This window comes from Methanosarcina mangrovi (assembly GCF_052057765.1).
GTDB lineage: Archaea > Halobacteriota > Methanosarcinia > Methanosarcinales > Methanosarcinaceae > Methanosarcina.
On sequence record NZ_CP195120.1, the window covers coordinates 4,206,932 to 4,223,895 of the forward strand.

The 16,964-nt window shown below is 41.2% G+C and carries 13 protein-coding genes; 11 read left to right on the forward strand and 2 right to left on the reverse strand.

Annotated features, from left to right (window positions below; genetic code table 11):
• Nucleotides 1-211 precede the first annotated feature (211 nt).
• Complete coding sequence (locus tag ACSAZL_RS18570) at nt 212-2,773, forward strand: PocR ligand-binding domain-containing protein (protein ID WP_440946054.1); 2,562 nt, start codon at nt 212-214, stop codon at nt 2,771-2,773.
• Nucleotides 2,774-2,927: 154 nt separating this feature from the next.
• Here ACSAZL_RS18570 and ACSAZL_RS18575 read toward each other — a convergent pair whose 3' ends face one another.
• Both ACSAZL_RS18575 and ACSAZL_RS18580 read right to left on the reverse strand, forming a co-directional pair.
• Complete coding sequence (locus ACSAZL_RS18575; protein ID WP_440946055.1) at nt 2,928-6,494, reverse strand: PAS domain S-box protein; 3,567 nt, start codon at nt 6,492-6,494, stop codon at nt 2,928-2,930.
• A 344-nt stretch (nt 6,495-6,838) separates the two neighbouring features.
• Nucleotides 6,839-7,495: a hypothetical protein gene (locus ACSAZL_RS18580; RefSeq protein WP_440946056.1), complete on the reverse strand. Its 657-nt coding sequence runs from the start codon at nt 7,493-7,495 to the stop codon at nt 6,839-6,841.
• 229 nt (nt 7,496-7,724) lie between these two features.
• On the opposite strand from ACSAZL_RS18580, the gene ACSAZL_RS18585 reads away from it, so the two are divergent.
• The 10 genes from ACSAZL_RS18585 (at nt 7,725) to ACSAZL_RS18630 (ending at nt 16,480) form a co-directional block, all read left to right on the forward strand.
• Complete coding sequence (locus ACSAZL_RS18585; protein WP_440946057.1) at nt 7,725-8,375, forward strand: YggS family pyridoxal phosphate-dependent enzyme; 651 nt, start codon at nt 7,725-7,727, stop codon at nt 8,373-8,375.
• A gap of 583 nt (nt 8,376-8,958) precedes the next feature.
• Nucleotides 8,959-9,408 (forward strand): pentapeptide repeat-containing protein, encoded by a 450-nt coding sequence (locus tag ACSAZL_RS18590; protein ID WP_440946058.1) that lies wholly within the window; start codon nt 8,959-8,961, stop codon nt 9,406-9,408.
• Nucleotides 9,409-9,977: 569 nt separating this feature from the next.
• Nucleotides 9,978-10,667, forward strand: a complete 690-nt coding sequence (locus tag ACSAZL_RS18595; protein WP_440946059.1) for a hypothetical protein — start codon at nt 9,978-9,980, stop codon at nt 10,665-10,667.
• Nucleotides 10,564-11,652, forward strand: a complete 1,089-nt coding sequence (locus tag ACSAZL_RS18600; protein ID WP_440946060.1) for an MBL fold metallo-hydrolase — start codon at nt 10,564-10,566, stop codon at nt 11,650-11,652. The genes ACSAZL_RS18595 and ACSAZL_RS18600 overlap by 104 nt, the downstream gene beginning before the upstream one ends.
• 397 nt (nt 11,653-12,049) lie before the next feature.
• Nucleotides 12,050-12,472: a cupin domain-containing protein gene (locus tag ACSAZL_RS18605; RefSeq protein WP_440946061.1), complete on the forward strand. Its 423-nt coding sequence runs from the start codon at nt 12,050-12,052 to the stop codon at nt 12,470-12,472.
• Nucleotides 12,473-12,555: 83 nt separating this feature from the next.
• On the forward strand, nt 12,556-13,191 hold the full coding sequence (locus tag ACSAZL_RS18610; RefSeq protein WP_440946062.1) for a flavodoxin family protein: 636 nt from the start codon (nt 12,556-12,558) through the stop codon (nt 13,189-13,191).
• Between the two features lie 55 nt (nt 13,192-13,246).
• Nucleotides 13,247-13,786, forward strand: coding sequence for a flavodoxin (locus ACSAZL_RS18615; RefSeq protein WP_440946063.1), 540 nt, complete (start codon nt 13,247-13,249; stop codon nt 13,784-13,786).
• Between the two features lie 51 nt (nt 13,787-13,837).
• Complete coding sequence (locus ACSAZL_RS18620; protein ID WP_440946064.1) at nt 13,838-14,977, forward strand: aldo/keto reductase; 1,140 nt, start codon at nt 13,838-13,840, stop codon at nt 14,975-14,977.
• 106 nt (nt 14,978-15,083) lie between these two features.
• Entirely contained in the window at nt 15,084-15,836 is a 753-nt protein-coding gene (locus ACSAZL_RS18625) for a carboxymuconolactone decarboxylase family protein (RefSeq protein ID WP_440946065.1), read from the forward strand.
• 104 nt (nt 15,837-15,940) lie between these two features.
• Nucleotides 15,941-16,480 carry a flavodoxin family protein gene (locus tag ACSAZL_RS18630; RefSeq protein WP_440946066.1) on the forward strand — a complete coding sequence of 180 codons (540 nt, stop codon included), beginning with the start codon at nt 15,941-15,943 and terminating at the stop codon, nt 16,478-16,480.
• Nucleotides 16,481-16,964: the final 484 nt, after the last annotated feature.

Genomic DNA, 16,964 nt, shown 5'->3' on the forward strand with positions numbered 1-16,964 from the left:
TAATTCATCGAAAACATATACCACTTATGCAATAATTTTAAATTCAGCAATTGCCTTACAAATTTAATATGGTCCCCGTTATATAAAAATTTATATATAATTACGGTGTCAATCGCAAGCAGGTATGATTTTCCTGGGAAACAGATGACCGGGCCTGTCCTATTTGAAGTGAAAAACGAAATGAATTTTCTCCGGTCGGGGAAGGTATGAAATGAGGAAAAACCTGCAAAATTCCGGTATAGATAAAAAGCGAGTAGACGACGTTCTGAGCCAGAATGAACGACATTTTGGGCTAAAGCTGGAGAAAGGTCTCTTGCCTGCTCGGGCGGTAGAGAACTTGGAACTGGCCGAGATTATTGATGTACAGGCTATCCAGCCTCTGCTGGATAATTTCTATAAACTTACTCATATTCCCATAGGCTTAAACGACCTCAAAGGCAATGTTCTGGCAGGCGCCGGATGGCAGGATATCTGTACCAAATTCCACAGGGCTCATCCCGTAACCTGCAGGCACTGTGTAGAAAGCGATATAAATCTATCCTCAGGTGTTGCCCCTGGCGAGTTTAAGTTCTACAGGTGCAAGAACAATATGTGGGATGCAGTGACTCCCATCATGGTGGGGGACCAGCATGTCGGCTATGTCTTCGCAGGGCAGTTCTTTTTTGATGACGAACCTCTGGACTATGAGCTTTTCCGGGTCCAGGCCAGGAAATACGGCTTCAACGAGGAAGAATACATAGCAGCGCTTGAAAAAGTTCCAAAGTTAAGCAGGGAAGCTGTGGACACAGGTATGGCCTTTTTTATGACATTTGCCAACATGCTCTCACAACTAGGCTACAGTAATATCAAGCTGGCTCAGTCGCTGGAGGAACGCGAAGTCCTGGTAAATGTGCTGCAGGAGATCAGGGAGGATCTCGATCGCGCCCAGGCAGTGGGGAATATCGGAAGCTGGCGCCTGGATTTGTGTAATAATGTATTGACATGGTCCGATGAAAATCACCGTATTTTTGGCATCCCGAAAGGTATCCCTCTGACCTATGAAACTTTTCTTTCAACGATCCATCCGGGTGACAGGGAATATGTCGATAGGGAATGGAAGGCGGGGATGGAGGGCAAACCATACGACATCGAGCACCGCATTATCGCGGACGATAAGGTAAAGTGGGTACGTGAAAAAGCTTATCTTGAATTTGACAGGGGCGGATCGCTGATCGCCGGCTTTGGTATAACGCAGGACATCACCGAGCGCAAAAGAGCAGAAGAAGCTCTCAGGTTATCAAATATTTATAATCGCAGTTTGATTGAAGCCAGTCTGGACCCTCTTGTAACCATCGGGTCAGACGGGAAAATAACCGACGTCAATAATTCCACCGAAATAGCTACCGGCTATTCTCGCGATGAACTCATAGGTACCGATTTTTCAGACTATTTCACCGAGCCTGAAAAAGCCAAAGAGGGTTATCAGCGGGTGTTCCAGGAAGGATTGGTACGGGATTATCCTCTTGAGATTCAGCATAAAGATGGGTATGTAACTCCTGTTTTGTATAATGCCTCAGTTTATAAGGACGAATCCGGTAAGGTCATTGGGGTCTTTGCTTCGGCACGTGATGTCACAGAACTTAAAAAGGCAGAAAAAGCCCTAAAAAAAGCCCATGGCAACCTGGAAAAACTGGTTGAGGAGCGCACAGGGCAGCTTGAGAGAGCCTACAACTCGTTGAAAGAGAGTGAAAAAAGTCTTTCCGAAGCTCAAAGAATGGCTCATATCGGAAATTGGAACTGGGACACTTTAACTAACAGGTCTTACTGGTCTGATGAATTGTATCGAATTTTTGGGCTTACACCCCGAAAATTCGGCTTACCTTACAGCGAAGCTTTGAATTACATACACCCTGACGATCGGGACTATATGAATAATGCCGTTAAAAGAGCTTTAAATGGAGAACCTTATGAAATTGACTACAGGATAATTTCAGCTGACGGAACAGAACGTGTGGTCCATGCACAGGGTGAAGTCATTTTTAACGAAGAAAATAACCCTTTTAAAATGAGAGGGACAGTTCAGGACATTACAGAACGTAAAAAAGCTGAGGAAGCCCTGGAAAAAATGCAGGAAACCCACATAAAAGAAATCCACCACAGGATCAAGAATAACCTGCAGGTAATCTCATCTCTCCTCAGCCTCGAAGCTGAAAAATTCAGTGACGTAAAAATGCTTGAATCTTTCAGGGAAAGCCAAAATCGTGTGACTTCGATGGCCCTGATTCACGAAGAACTCTATAAAGGAAAAGAGCTGGACACACTTGATTTTGCAGCTTATCTTCGGAAACTGGCTGCAGATCTTTTTGACTCGTATAATCTTGGAAATAGCGGTATCAGCTTGAAGCTGGACCTTGAGAGGATTCATCTCGATATGGATATCGCAATACCTCTTGGCATTATTGTAAACGAGCTCGTCTCAAATTCCCTGAAGCATGCCTTCTCCGCCGAAAATGTAGGCGAAATCCGTATCGGTTTCTGCAAAAAAGAAAGTTTTGCCGCAAACGATGATCTCCCCGGTCCTTGCCCTTCCTGTACAGGTAAAAATAACTTGCATTTCATACTCACCGTAGCGGATAACGGAAAAGGCATTCCAGAAGAAATAGAGTTTCCAAATACGGATTCTCTCGGACTTCAGCTTGTAAACCTGCTTGTTGAGCAGATAGATGGTTATATAGAACTCAAAAGGGATACAGGAACGGAATTCACTATCTGGTTCCGAAATCCGGAAACATGAGTTAATCATGTTTATTCTAACAGAGCCGAAGTCTTCAGAATATCTAAGATTAAGAAGCAAAAAGCAAAACCAGAGATTGCATATTTTCCTGCTGATGACTGTTGGATTTGTCTATATGACATTTATTCGGGCTTGAAGGTGATGGATATTTTAATCAAAATTCCAATTTGATGATGTTCTCTTCATTATCTACCGGTAATTCAAATGTGAAGCTGCTTCCCTTTCCAACTTCACTTTCAACCCTGACAGTCCCGTTGTGAAGTTTCACGAGTTCCTTCACTAAAGCAAGCCCGAGCCCTGTTCCGCAGTACTGCCTGGCGCATGAGGAATCGATCTGAGTAAAGGGCTGGAAAAGGATTTTCTGGTCCTCAGGAGAAATCCCGATTCCCGTATCCGTAACGGAAAAAATAGCCCTGTTCCCGTCCTTTTTACAATAGACCGAGATTTTGCCTCCTTCCGGGGTAAACTTGATCGCATTGCTTACAAGATTGTAGAGGATCTGGATCAAACGGCTTCTATCAGCCTGAATATAGCCTGAGCCCTGCTCTATTTTAAAGTCAATTCCAAGGGACTTGGCCTGGGCAATGGGGGAAAGCGTGGAGTTCACTTCTTCGAAAACCGAGTCTACCGAAAACTCACTGTAGTGAAGTTCCATTTTTCCGGCTTCCACTTTGGAGAGGTCAAGAATATCATTTATAAGTCCCAGAAGGTGTTTTCCGCTTGCAGAGATGTTGTTAACGTACTTCAGCTGTTTTCCGTTGAGTTCTCCAAAAATTCTCTCAATCAGGATATCCGAAAAACCGATAATAGAGTTCAGAGGCGTCCTCAGTTCATGGCTCATGTTGGTGAGGAACTCACTCTTTGTACGGCTGGCAGTTTCTGCTTCTATCCTGGCATTGAGCATGGCTGCTTCCGCCCGTATGCGGTCGCTGATGTCCCTTCCCACTGCCTGGATGCTGTTATGTTGTGTCCGGACGAGTGAAGCGCTAATGTCCATGAAGATTAAAGTTCCGTCCGATCGTATCATTCTGGCTTCCTTACGCGTGGAACCTGTTGTCCTTACTTTCATTATTTCGGATCGGACTGCTTTCCTCTCTTCCGGCGAAATCAGTTCAAATATTGATTTTCGTTTCAGTTCGTCTTCACTATACCCGAATACTTCACAGGTCATTTTGTTCGCTTCGAGTATCCTTCCGTTAAAGTCATGGATTATTATGGCGTCATTCGATTTTTCAAAAAGGCTCCTGTATTTCGTCTCACTTCTTGCTATCTTTTCTTTTGCTTTCTTCTGCTCACTGATATCTCTCACTATAGCAAGGGCAAGGTCCCGGTATCCCTCAAGTACCTTGGCACTGACTTCCACATCGAAGGTTTCACCATTTGCCTTTATGTACACTGTATCGGTATGGACAAACCTCTTTTTCCTGAATTTTTTCATTCCCAGAGTACCGGCATCTCTATGGTCGGGAGCCAGGAGATCTACCACGTTCATAGTCTGCAGCCTTTCCTTTGTGTACCCAAACATCTCACATGCTTTCTCATTTACGTCCACTATCCGGCCATCAAGCCGATTCAGGAATATGGCGTCATTTGACTGTTCGAAAAGTGCTCTGTATCTTTCCTCGTTGCGTTTCAGTTCTTCCTGGACTTCTCTGCGCTCAGTGACGTCCTGCAGTGTACCGATTAATTTTACGACTTTTCCATCTTTTATTACCGGGCGGCCAATCGTCCTGATCCATTTATGTTTGCCTTTTGCCGAGATAAGTTCCAGTTCGTGATCGTATGATTCACCTTTTTCCACAGCATCTTTAATTGATTTTTTAAAGATCTCTCCCGAGTCGGGGGGGCGACTACTCAATTCATGCTCGTCTGGATTGGCAAATTCATCTTTTCCATGAATCCTTGCAACTTCAGGTGTCCATGTGACTATTCCGGACACTACATCAAGCTCCCATCCGCCAATTTTGGCAATTCGGCCTACTTCACTTAAAAGAGCCTCGCTTTCGCGCAGTTTATTCTCTGTCCGTTTACGCTGTGTAATATCTCTGACAACTGCCTGGGCTATGTCACGATACCCTTCAAGGAGTCTGGCATTTACCTCTACATCTATAATATCCCCGTTTGCAGTGAGATATCCTGTATCCCCCCGTACAGCCCCTTCAACTTCCAGTTTTTTCATCACTTCCGGTCCGTTTTTCCGACGTTCCGGAATTAACAGGTCGCAAACATTCATTTTTTGTAATTCTTCCTTTGAATATCCGAGCATTTTGGAGGCACTGTCGTTTACTTCCAGTATCTGTCCTTTGAGATTGTTTATAAAAACAGCGTCACTTAATTGTTCTATCAGGGATCTGTATCGTTTCTCGCTTCGAACGACTTCTTCCTCAGCCATTTTTCTCTCGGTGACGTTCACTGATGTTCCATAGGCGAGAAAGGTCCCATCATTCAGGTTATGGGAGGACCCTATGGTATTTATCCAGATGGGTTTACCTTTATCGGAGACCAGTCTGTAATCTATTCCCTGTGGAATATCAGGTTGTTTAATAGACTGTTCAAATGCCTCTCTCACTTTCGCCATGTCTTCCGGATGGATGTGCGCAAAAAACTTATTCCAGTCATTTCCTATGGTGCCATCCGGGAGTCCCAGTACTTTATCCACAGGTTTGGAAATATAGGTACTCAGTACATTTCCTTCTCCGTCAAAGGTAGCTTTCCAGATTATTGCATCAAGGGAGTTAACAACCTCTTCATATTCCTTTTCCTTTTTAAGGAACATGGCTTCCGTATTTTTGCGTTCGAGGATGTTTGCTATCATACTTCCGGCAATCTTCAGAACATAGAGTTCCTTATCATCCCAGTTATGTCTTTTACTTTTTGAATCGACTCCGAGGAAGCCTTTGAAAACACCGTGACGTGAGAGAAGTATCATCGCAATGGATTTAATCTCGAGGTCCTGCAGCATCTTTTTTACATGCTCTTTTTCTTCCGGGATTTTATCAACATCAGGGACATTGAAAATTTGTAAATTCCTAAATTTTTCAAATACAAGCTTTTTCACATCCCATTTCTCGTTGAGTGGTATTCTGGAGATTACGGCATCTGCACGCCATTCGTGTGTTTTGATGACATATCCTGCTTTTTCAGTAATACTGAACACAGTTGCACGATCCGCACCTGTGAAATCTGCCAGGTCCTTCAAGGTTTTATTGATGTCCCTGTCAATATCTTTAAAGTTACTATTTATAAAACGATCAGATATCTGTGATATCAGTTCGTCCCTGAGTTTACTTTGTTCACGTTCGTCCCTTTCTCTTTTTTTAGCAGTAAGGTCTTCAATAATAGCGTGGCATCCGTAAACAAATCCATTCTCGTCCTTTCGGGGAAAGGCCTTGAAACTCAGAAAAAGTTCCTTATCCGAGACCGATCGACAAAGCGTTTCTATCGAAGAGTTCTTGTCTGTCTTAAGCGTCTTTTCAACAGTAGCAGATATGCCGCATTCAACCAGAGGCGGAAAGGTCAATATATTAAGTTTTTTTGTGAAATCCGCGGAAGGGAACCCAAGTAAGTTCAGCAGAAAATCGTTCAGTGCGGTAATGTTCCCTTCTCTGTCACATGAAAGTATGCCAAGGGGAAGTTCGTTAACGAGGTCCTCCAAACCTTCGTGGGGTTTTGCCGACAGGCTTGAAGGCTCAGCTGTACGGCTGTAATACTCTTCGGTCATATTCTTTTACCAAATCCCCCTGATCAAAATCCAGTTTATTACAGATGGCTTTCACTATTATTTTAGTATAATACAATATTTATAATTTGTTAAATTATTTAGTTTCCATTTTTGAACTCATCAGATCAGGGCATAGTTTCTCTTTTATAGTTTGCCGCTCTTCGTAAGCTTTTGTTCTCGATTTTTTGATTAACTGTGTGCCTTCGGTATTCATAATTAAATTTCATATGATGGAAGATTGCAAATGCGTCTACAGGATAGAGTAATTTCGCAAGACTCTGCAAGAACCACAGATATTAATATAAAAAATTTTGAGTTTATTCGGTTCCGAACCTGTAAACCGATCAGTATTTCTCGGTACGTCCGAAAATTACTCCCAGCAGTAAAAACACAACCACAGAAACCCCGGCGTAGCCCAGGATTCCTATATTTCGGACATTCATGTTTGCAAGTGGCACACCGATTAACCCCGCAAGACTCAGTAAACCGCTGACAATCATAAGAATCCGGACAGTTTTCTCAAGCCGTCCTACCTTGAATACAGGTGCTGCAAAGAGCATTGAGAGGGCAAAGAAAAAGTCCCATGCGAGTATGTCCATTGTATAAGCTACGGATGGCCACTTGAAGGAAAAGAACAGCGAAGTCCACGGGAATCCTGCAGACTCGATCTGCCGACTTACGGTAAGGATAACGAAGTGAACAGTACAGGTAATACTCGCCATAATGATCATAAATGCAAGCGCAGTAAGACTATACACTCTGGTCTCGGGAGAGGCATAAGCATGAACCGCAATCATGACAATGATCATCAATGGCGCTACAACGACGATAAGCAATTCCAATATGGAGAAATAAGGATCCCCTATCTGGTCCTGAGGCGACTTGAGTGAGAGAAATCCAAGAACCAGCGTAACTGCATATGCTATCAGGAGGAAGAAAACGGCAAAGGCTGCAACTCGTCCCAGCATGCGATGTTGTCTGGTGAAATCTTCATGTAACATCGTTTAACCTCGTTCACCGCTGTTGTTACTTTCCAGAGTGATCAACCATTGTAAATTAGGTCGTATTATAATATCATAAGCGATAATATCATTATTATAGGAATTGCGTATTTGAAATGTTTATCAGTTTATTTTCATTTTTAATATGATTATATTCTCGCTCCATAAAGCCACAATTGGAATCTTTTAAATACAACTACCTTTGAATAAAAACAGTTTAGGGACATCAATGCCAGTCTATGAAAATACAAAGTTAACCCTTGAGGAGATTGGAAGCACAACACTGGTTTGTGTCACCAAGACGATCGAACCTGAAAGGATAAACGAAGCCATTCGGGCCGGGGCCACTATCATTGGAGAGAACCGGGTTCAGGAGCACGAGGATAAACGTGATGATATACTGACCTGTGAGACACACCTTATAGGCCATCTACAGACAAATAAAGTCAAAAAAGCCGTACATCTATTTGATGTTATTCAGTCAATTGACTCCCTGAAGGTCATAAGGAATATTGACAGGAAAGCCAGGGATATCGACAAAGTACAGAAAGTCTATCTCCAGGTTAACATCGGCAACGAGCCACAAAAATACGGATTCGGACCTGATGAGATAAAAAACGCAATAACAGAGGTCCGCTCTTTAAGGAATGTCCGGGTGGAAGGTCTCATGTGCATCCCTCCTTTCGTACCCCCTGAACAAACCCGTCCCTATTTCAGAAAGATGAAGGCCCTTTTTGATGAAATGAAGCAGGAAAACCGGGACAACATCGATATCAGGACACTATCTATGGGCATGTCCGGCGACTACAGGATCGCCATCGAGGAAGGAGCCACGATGGTACGTGTGGGTTCTGCCATATTCGGGAAGAGGGAGTATTGAATTTGTTTCTTTTACATGATCATTCCACAGTACCAAAATGGAATGGAATTTACTCAGCGTTTAACCTTTCGCATAGCCTGCTGTTATACTTTGTATTGAACTTTCAAACGGTTTTGGATCTGCGAAACCATTTCAGGATACAGCACTTTAGCTTTTGAATATATTGAATTAAAGTTATTTCAGTAAACTCCACTGGAAATAAGGGGGTTTTGGTTTACTCTATATTCTCCTATATACTTGATTCCTATTGCTTGATTTCTATTGCTTGCCAAACTCCCTGAATTTCTATCGTTGTTTCTCGCTCTGGTGCCTTTATAGATTTCTGACAATGGGGTTGGAATTTGCTGTGATGTGTTGCGAATTCAAAAGGTAGCCGAGTTTAAGGAAAACAGCGAGCTAATTGCTCAGTTTAAAAGTGTTACTCCAAAAAGAGAAACATCAAGCTTGAATTTGATTTTCAACTATAGGTGCTTCTAAATTTTAGATTTGCTACTTCGACATTCGATAGATGAATGTAAGTTACCCACTCTAAATAGTAAAAAGTCGAAAAAATCATATAAGTCAGAAACAATACCTCTAAATCGTGGAATGCCAGAACGAAGAGTTTGAAGCAGAAACCTTTATAGATATCGATTTTACATACGTATCTTTCAAAAATTCAAGGTTTATTGATTGTGATTTTGAAAACTGCAACTTATCAAACGTTGATCTGGATAACACAAAATTTCAGAATATAAGATTCAAGAGCTGCAAAATTCTGGGATTGGATTTTTCAAAATGCAATACTTTTATACTCGCTTTTGGATTTGAAAATTCTTTTCTTTCCCTGTCAGTATTTTCCGATATGAATTTAGAAAATACGGATTTTACCAATTGCCAGATATATGACTGTGATTTTGTGAATACTAATCTTACAAATGCGAATTTTGAAAATTCAGATCTTAAGAACAGTCTCTTTAAAAATTCGAACCTTAGCTTTACCTCGTTCAAGAATGCAAAAAATTATACTATAAATCCAAAAACAATTTCCTAAAAAAGACAGTATTTTCTCTTCCTGAAGTTCTCTCCCTTTTAGACATCTATGACATTGTCCTGGAATAAACCACTGTTTTAGCGTCTCCTGGAGAAGAATTTTTTCACATTTTATTCGTAGAATTTTATGTGTGTTTTCTTGAAGTGTAACGCCCCAACTATTATGCTCTATTTATAATGATCTCTTACATTCTGCATACGTAGTGGAATATTAATATAAATTTTCTCCCACTAATATTTAGGAAAAGTTCTCTTTTTAGTACCACAGTTGGATTTTGAGTTACGGCGGTATGCTCATATCTATATTTTCTGGCCAAACCATCTAACAATGAATGACTAATAAGTAACATATAAGCTCCAAATTAGTTATAAAATCGAATTGTTAAACGATTTGGCCATAAAATATTTAAAGAGCCAATAAAAACCAGTTTATGGAGTTTGGAAGTATTTTCCGGTACACCTGAACTCCATAAATCTGCCATAAGAGGCAATGATTATGTTAGCTTTGTCTGTATTTAAGCTTGCCTGATCCTGCCTCCTAAGGTAAAAATAACTTAGGAGTAAAAATAAATGGTTAAGATAAAATTTGAACTCGGAATACTTATTTTGGCAACACTGCTTGTGACCATGGTGTTTGTGCCTGCTGCGAGTGCAACGACCGAAAGTGTAAATGCAAACAATTCTTCTGACAATGAGATTGAAACTTATGGAATTGAAGGTCTGACTCCTGAAAAGGTGAAAGAAATAGAAGCTGAAGTAGCTCGTGTCAGGAACATGCCGGACACTATTCAGAATGCCCCTTATATAGGTCTGGTTACTGCCGATGATGAGACTAAAAAGGTTGTTTTAGGATATATTGACAATTTATCAGTATCAAAAGCTGAGAAAAAAGAAATGAAAAAAGAATTGAAAGATATCTGGAGTCGTGTTCCAGACAAAATCACGGAAGAAGACTGTCCGGTGATTCAAAAAATAGGAGATGCGGTAACTGAGTACATTGAAGAAACTTATTGGGCAGATCAGCAAAGTGTTAAGTGGGGGACAAACCCACATAAAGATTTAATCCGTGCAGGTGTCAATTTGGTATATCAAGATTCTACTAAGGCAAACTGGGCTGCAGATGCTGCTCCTCTACCTGATTCCTTAGATACCGGTTTTGATAGGTATTTTTTCCACTATTATAACCCTGCTTATAAACATAGACCCAGCTTTCGGTGGAAAGCCAACGACAGAACAAAAAGAAATGTATCAACATTTTGATAATTATGTTGATGGGAAATTTACTAATGAGGGCCCTGCAGAGTTGGTTATAAATTCTTCAGATGTTTCATCAACGAATGAGGATCCTGCTTCAGAGGCTAAAGACCGCAATCCGACCGGTCCAATTTCTGTTTCTGCCATTGACTGGAACAAAATTAAAAGTGAAAATGATAGTTTGACCTGGTTCGGACACTCTGCTTTTTTGCTTAGCATTGATAATAAAAAGTTATTGATAGACCCTATGCTGAGTCCTATTGCCTCACCGGTTTCATTTGTGGGAATTAAAAGATACGAATATAGTGAAGATATTATGCTGCATCTTGTTGATGAAATGCCGCCTATTGATGCAGTTTTTATTACACATGACCATTATGATCACCTGGATTATCAGTCTATTGTAAAGCTAAACAGCAAAGTATCACATTTCTTCGTTCCTCTTGGGGTTAGTGCTCATCTGGTTCGATGGGGTATTCCGGAGGAAAAGATCACCGAACTCAACTGGTGGGAAGAAGCGGAGTATCAGGGCTTAACCGTTGCTTTGATACCAGCCAGACATTTCTCCGGAAGAGATCCGTTTAGTATCGATACTACTCTATGGGGCGGATGGGTCATTCTGGGAAACAAGACCCGGATATATGTAAGCGGAGATGGAGGATATGACACCCATTTTAAGGAAATAGGAAAGGAATACGGACCTTTTGATATCACTTTGATTGAAGGTGCCCAGTATGATCCGAGCTGGTCGGATATCCATATGGTACCTGAACAATCTGTCCAAGCCAATTTGGATGTAGGTGGTAAGACAATGATGCTGATGCATTGGGGAGCATTTACATTGGCTAATCATGCCTGGAATGAACCAATAGAAAGGGCGCTGGAAGAAGCAAAAATAAGAGAAGTGAACATTATTGCCCCTCAAATCGGTGAAACCGTTCTATTAGATTCAGACCTGCACATGCCTTCAACTCCATGGTGGGATTTTTGAAAGGGCATTATCTGGAGATGATGCTTGGAATGTGGGGGGATATCAGAGGAAGCAAAGTCATGGAGCCGGGATATGAATGCGAAAAGCAGTTTGAGCGAAGGAGAAGTCCAAGCATGTTGGAAAATTATTTTTCAATTTTTTACATTCTACCTTTCTCTGTAGGGCTTACTTTTATATATCATTAAATCTTATCTGTTGACTGACCAGTCACTCACAAAAACTGATCGAGAAACGATCAAGAAAGAATATCGAGAAAATTTTAAAGAAACTAAAATCAGAGAGAACATTATGAAAGTTGTCGTCATTAACGGCAGTCCACGGCTAGTAAACTTTTCAGTAAGAATATTTGACATTCAAGAAATTTAACTCAATTAAAAATTCAAAGGGGAAGCAAAATATGGACAAATCAAACTTAAGTGAAAGTGTAATTTTCCCTAAAGGAGAAGAACTTCCGGAACTGTTCAGCAGGTATTTTTCAGGTAAAGCATGGCTTAGTATGCTGGTGCAGAGAGATGATGAATTTAATTGTCCGATCGGCAATGTAACATTTGAACCCGGATGCAGGAATAACTGGCATAAGCATCCGGGCGGACAGATTCTGTTAGTAACAGGTGGACGTGGTTACTACCAGGAAGAAGGAAAGCCTGCACAGGAACTTAATCCCGGTGATGTGGTAAAAATTCATCCGAATGTGAAACACTGGCATGGAGCAGCACCTGACAGCTGGTTTGTGCATCTTTCCGTTGAGACAAATGCTAACGCAGGCCCGGCAGAATGGCTGGAACCCGTAACCGATGAAGAATATTACAATTTAAGCTAACAGCATCATCAAAAATAAAAATTGCAGGTAGCAGAATAGAGAGAGTTAAAAAAGACTGTTAAAGACGTAATTGAGGCATAAGAGTGAAAGTATTATTGGTAAACGGAAGTCCGCATGAGAAAGGCTGTACCTATACGGCTCTTTCAGAAGTAGCAAAGACTTTGAATAAAGAAGGGATTGACACAGAAATCTTTTGGATAGGAAAAAAGCCTCTTACCGGGTGCACTGCCTGTAAGAGCTGCGCCAAAACAGGGCTCTGTGCATTTAATGACCGTGTCAACGATTTTCTTGACATTGCTAAGGATGCAGATGGATTTGTTTTCGGCTCTCCGGTGCATTATGCAGCCGCAGGTGGTGCGATTACGTCTTTTATGGATTGCGTTTTCTATACCGACCTGCAGGGAGGAAGACAGTCTTTTTACCTGAAACCAGCGGCAGCAGTTGTTTCCGCAAGGAGAGCGGGAACGACAGCCACACTTGACCAGATTAATAAGTATTTCACCATTTCGGAGATGCCCATTATTTCTTCCCGCTATTGGAATATGGTTCACGGAGCAAAGCCGGAAGATGTTAAAAAAGATCTGGAAGGATTGCAGACCATGCGTGTGCTTGCACGGAATATGGCATGGTTCCTGAAGTGCAAGGAAGCTGGCATGAAGGCTGGCGTACAGCTCCCGATGAAGGAAGAAAGGATCTCCACAAATTTCATTCGGGAATGATTATTATTTGAAAGTTTTGAGTATGAATAAACAAAAAGAATGTGAGGGGCAAAAAATGACGAATTTAAAAGAAGGGAAATGTCTGATAGCCTGTTTTTCACGTGAGGGGAATAACTATGTCAGTGGAAAGATCGTGAATTTGCCTGTAGGTAACACAAAAGTAGTAGCCGACATGATCCGGGAAATGGCAGGAGGCGATGTTTTCCGTATTGATACGGTAAAGTCTTATCCCAGGGATTATTCTGCAACCACCAACGTGGCAAAAAAGGAATTGAATGAAAATGCCAGACCTGAACTTTCCAGCCATGTGGAGAACATGGACTCTTATAACGTGATATTCCTGGGTTATCCCAACTGGTGGGGAACGATGCCGATGCCAGTGTTTACATTCCTGGAAGAATATGATCTTTCCGGAAAAATTATTGTTCCGTTTTGTACACACGAAGGAAGCGGATTAGGCCGCAGTGAAAAAGATATTGCAAAACTTTGTCCGAAAGCAACTCTTTTGAAGGGGCTGGCTATCCATGGCTCTCGTGTAAGTGCAGCGAAAAAAGATGTTGCGGATTGGTTGAATAAAATCAGTATGACCTTATGAACTGTTCAAGTCCGCAGGACATTTATGGATCATTTATCAAGGGGAGTAAAAATGGCAAAACGATTAGGTTTTGGCTGTATGAGGTTACCACTTCTGGACAAAGATGATCAGACATCATTTAACACAGAAGCATTAAACAAATTGATAGATACATTTTTGGAAAGAGGATTTACTTACTTTGATACCGCGTATACATACCATGGATTCAAGAGTGAGGAAGCTATCAGAGAAGCTTTGGTAAAAAGACATAACAGAGAGGAATTTACTCTTGCGACGAAACTTCCTCCCAGAATGTTAAAAGCAGTGGAAGATCAGGATAGAATTTTTAATGAGCAACTGCAAAATTGTGGTGTAGAATTCTTTGATTATTATCTGCTTCACAATATTGGTGTGAGTGCCTATGAGCAGGCATGTAAATATGATACATTCGGTTTTGCTTTGAAGAAAAAGGAAGAAGGCAAAATAAAGAACGTAGGTATGTCTTTCCATGACACGCCGGAACTGCTGGATGAAATTTTAACTGCTCATTCAGAACTGGATTTCGTTCAGTTACAGATCAATTACATTGACTGGGAGAATCCCGGTATCCAGTCAAGAAGATGCCATGAAGTTGCAAGGAAACATAACAAGCCAATTGTTGTGATGGAACCCATCAAGGGTGGAAATCTTGCATTAGTTCCAGAAAAAGCGGAAGAATTGATGAAAGCATATAATCCTGAAGTGTCGGTTGCCTCCTGGGCGATCAGATTTGCTGCCAGTCAGGAAGGCGTGATGATGGTACTCAGCGGTATGAATACCATGGAACAAGTCCTTGATAATACCTCATATATGGCGGACTTCAAACCTCTGAACGAGGAAGAATACAGGATCATCAACCAGATAATTGATATTATAAATGAAAATACTGCGATTCCCTGCACAACCTGCAGATATTGTGAAGCAGGGTGTCCTGAGAATATTGCAATACCGGATTACTTTGCATTGTATAATAGTGCAAAGCGTGCTGCAACTGATAATATTTCAAGCCAGTTTGTTTACTATCTGAACCTCACTTCAACTCATGGAAAGGCTAGCGATTGTATAGACTGCAAACAATGTGAAAAGGCATGCCCTCAGCATCTGAAGATAACAGAGCACCTAAAAGATGTGTCAGCTGAATTTGAGGGCGGACCGGGATTACCGACAAAATAAAGATGGATGATAACTTGACCGGACAGTTTGCGAAATAAACTGGGGGTTATGAGGAAGTAACAAAAAGGATTCCGAATATCCGCTTGGGCTGAAAAAGAGGTAAATTATGAGTATCAGTGAAACAGCAAACAAGAACCATGAAGAATTATTTCCCGATCATAAGTCAACACTAAAAATAACTGACCCGGAACTTATAGAAATCTTTGACAATTTTGCTTTTGATGAAGTGATCAGTTATGGAAATCTGGATACAAAAACCAGGTTAATGGTCATTTTAGCATCATTGATTGCAAGCCAGACTTTAAGCGAATATAAAGTAATGCTTGGTGCTGCACTTAATGTCGGTGTAACTCCGATCGAGGTCAAGGAGATCGTATATCAATCCGTACCATATGTCGGGATTGCGAAGACATTTGATTTTATCCATGCCACCAATGAAATACTGAAAAGCAGAGGAATTGAACTACCATTGGAATGCCAGTCTACAACTTCACCTGAAACACGATTTGAAAAAGGATTGGAAGTGCAGAAGGAAATATTTGGCGACATAATCGATAAAATGTACGAGGCAGCACCTGAAAACCAGATCCATATTCAGAAATATCTGTCTGCAAACTGCTTTGGTGATTACTACACCAGAAAAGGTCTGGATGTAAAAACAAGAGAACTCCTTACGTTTTCTATGATCCTGGCACTGGGCGGATGTGAGCCTCAGTTAAAGGGACATATACAGGGCAATCTGAATGTTGGGAACGATAAAGAAACAATGCTTAGCGCAGTTACGCAGCTATTGCCATATGTCGGGTATCCGAGAACATTGAATGCAATCAGATGTTTGAATGAAGTAATACCCGAGTAGATTAATGGTGCAAAGAGAGCCAGATGGTAATCCACAGCAGGATGCTGAAAGTAAAATATTATTTTGATAAGTTAAAAATAGCTCAGAATACGGAGATAATTTCGATGAGTAAAAAAATATTAGTATTGTCCGCCAGCCCGAGGAGAGGCGGAAACTCCGACCTGTTGTGCGACCGGTTTATGCTTGGAGCAAAAGAAGCAGGTAATCAGACGGAGAAGATCTTTTTGAGAGACAAAACGATCAATTACTGCACAGGATGCGGAACCTGTTATAGCATGGGAAAGGATTGCCCCCAAGAAGATGATATGGCTGAAGTCCTGGGGAAAATGATTGCGGCAGATGTGATCGTAATGGCAACACCGGTTTATTTCTACACGATGAATGGTCAAATGAAGACTCTAATTGACCGTACCTGCTCCCGTTACACAGAAATCAGCGATAAGGATTTTTATTTTATCGTAGCGGCAGCCGACGAGAGTAAGCAGGCTATGGAGAGAACACTGGAAGGATTCAGGGGATTTACTTCCTGCCTTGAAGGAGCAAAGGAAAAGGGTATTATCTATGGAACCGGTGCCTGGAACATTGGAGACATCAAAGGAAGCAAAGCAATGGAACAGGCATATGAAATGGGAAAGGCGGTTTGATTGGAGCAGGAAATACAACGAAAAAGAGTAAACTTATGCAAACAGAAATTAAAGATTATCCGGAGGGGTCTGGCTAAAAAATAATTTTTTTCATCCTGCGCGTTAGTAATCAGTCGATAATTTTTAAGGGTGTTAATGATTAATATAAAGGGTTCTGATGATTGATTACTCAGTTATTAACAGGATTCACGGTATATAATGAGCTCGTCTCAAAACTCAAAACCGCCTCTCCAAATCTCGAAAGAGGGAGGATTAAGTGAGTCTCTGATCGTGAAAAAGCAGTCCTTGAACTCTTATCGACTTGAGAAAAAATTGACTTTGGGATTAGCTCAAATAACTACCGAAATCATCATTCCACTCAATTTAGATTTATAGGTTTACAGAACGATGATTCTAAGGCAGCCATTATATTTGAGTCGTTTACCGCAAACCTTAATCATAAAATCCCCGATAGTGTTTCAAAATCGGATCAACGTGTTTATTT

Excerpts from the sequence above, each read along its gene's own strand:
- ACSAZL_RS18580 (WP_440946056.1), bottom strand. The coding sequence starts at position 7,495 with ATGTTACATGAAGATTTCACCAGACAACATCGCATGCTGGGACGAGTT.
- ACSAZL_RS18605 (WP_440946061.1), top strand. The coding sequence starts at position 12,050 with ATGGACAAATCAAACTTAAGTGAAAGTGTAATTTTCCCTAAAGGAGAA.
- ACSAZL_RS18585 (WP_440946057.1), top strand. The coding sequence starts at position 7,725 with ATGCCAGTCTATGAAAATACAAAGTTAACCCTTGAGGAGATTGGAAGC.
- ACSAZL_RS18615 (WP_440946063.1), top strand. The coding sequence starts at position 13,247 with ATGACGAATTTAAAAGAAGGGAAATGTCTGATAGCCTGTTTTTCACGT.
- ACSAZL_RS18595 (WP_440946059.1), top strand. The coding sequence starts at position 9,978 with ATGGTTAAGATAAAATTTGAACTCGGAATACTTATTTTGGCAACACTG.
- ACSAZL_RS18625 (WP_440946065.1), top strand. The coding sequence starts at position 15,084 with ATGAGTATCAGTGAAACAGCAAACAAGAACCATGAAGAATTATTTCCC.
- ACSAZL_RS18620 (WP_440946064.1), top strand. The coding sequence starts at position 13,838 with ATGGCAAAACGATTAGGTTTTGGCTGTATGAGGTTACCACTTCTGGAC.
- ACSAZL_RS18575 (WP_440946055.1), bottom strand. The coding sequence starts at position 6,494 with ATGACCGAAGAGTATTACAGCCGTACAGCTGAGCCTTCAAGCCTGTCG.
- ACSAZL_RS18630 (WP_440946066.1), top strand. The coding sequence starts at position 15,941 with ATGAGTAAAAAAATATTAGTATTGTCCGCCAGCCCGAGGAGAGGCGGA.
- ACSAZL_RS18570 (WP_440946054.1), top strand. The coding sequence starts at position 212 with ATGAGGAAAAACCTGCAAAATTCCGGTATAGATAAAAAGCGAGTAGAC.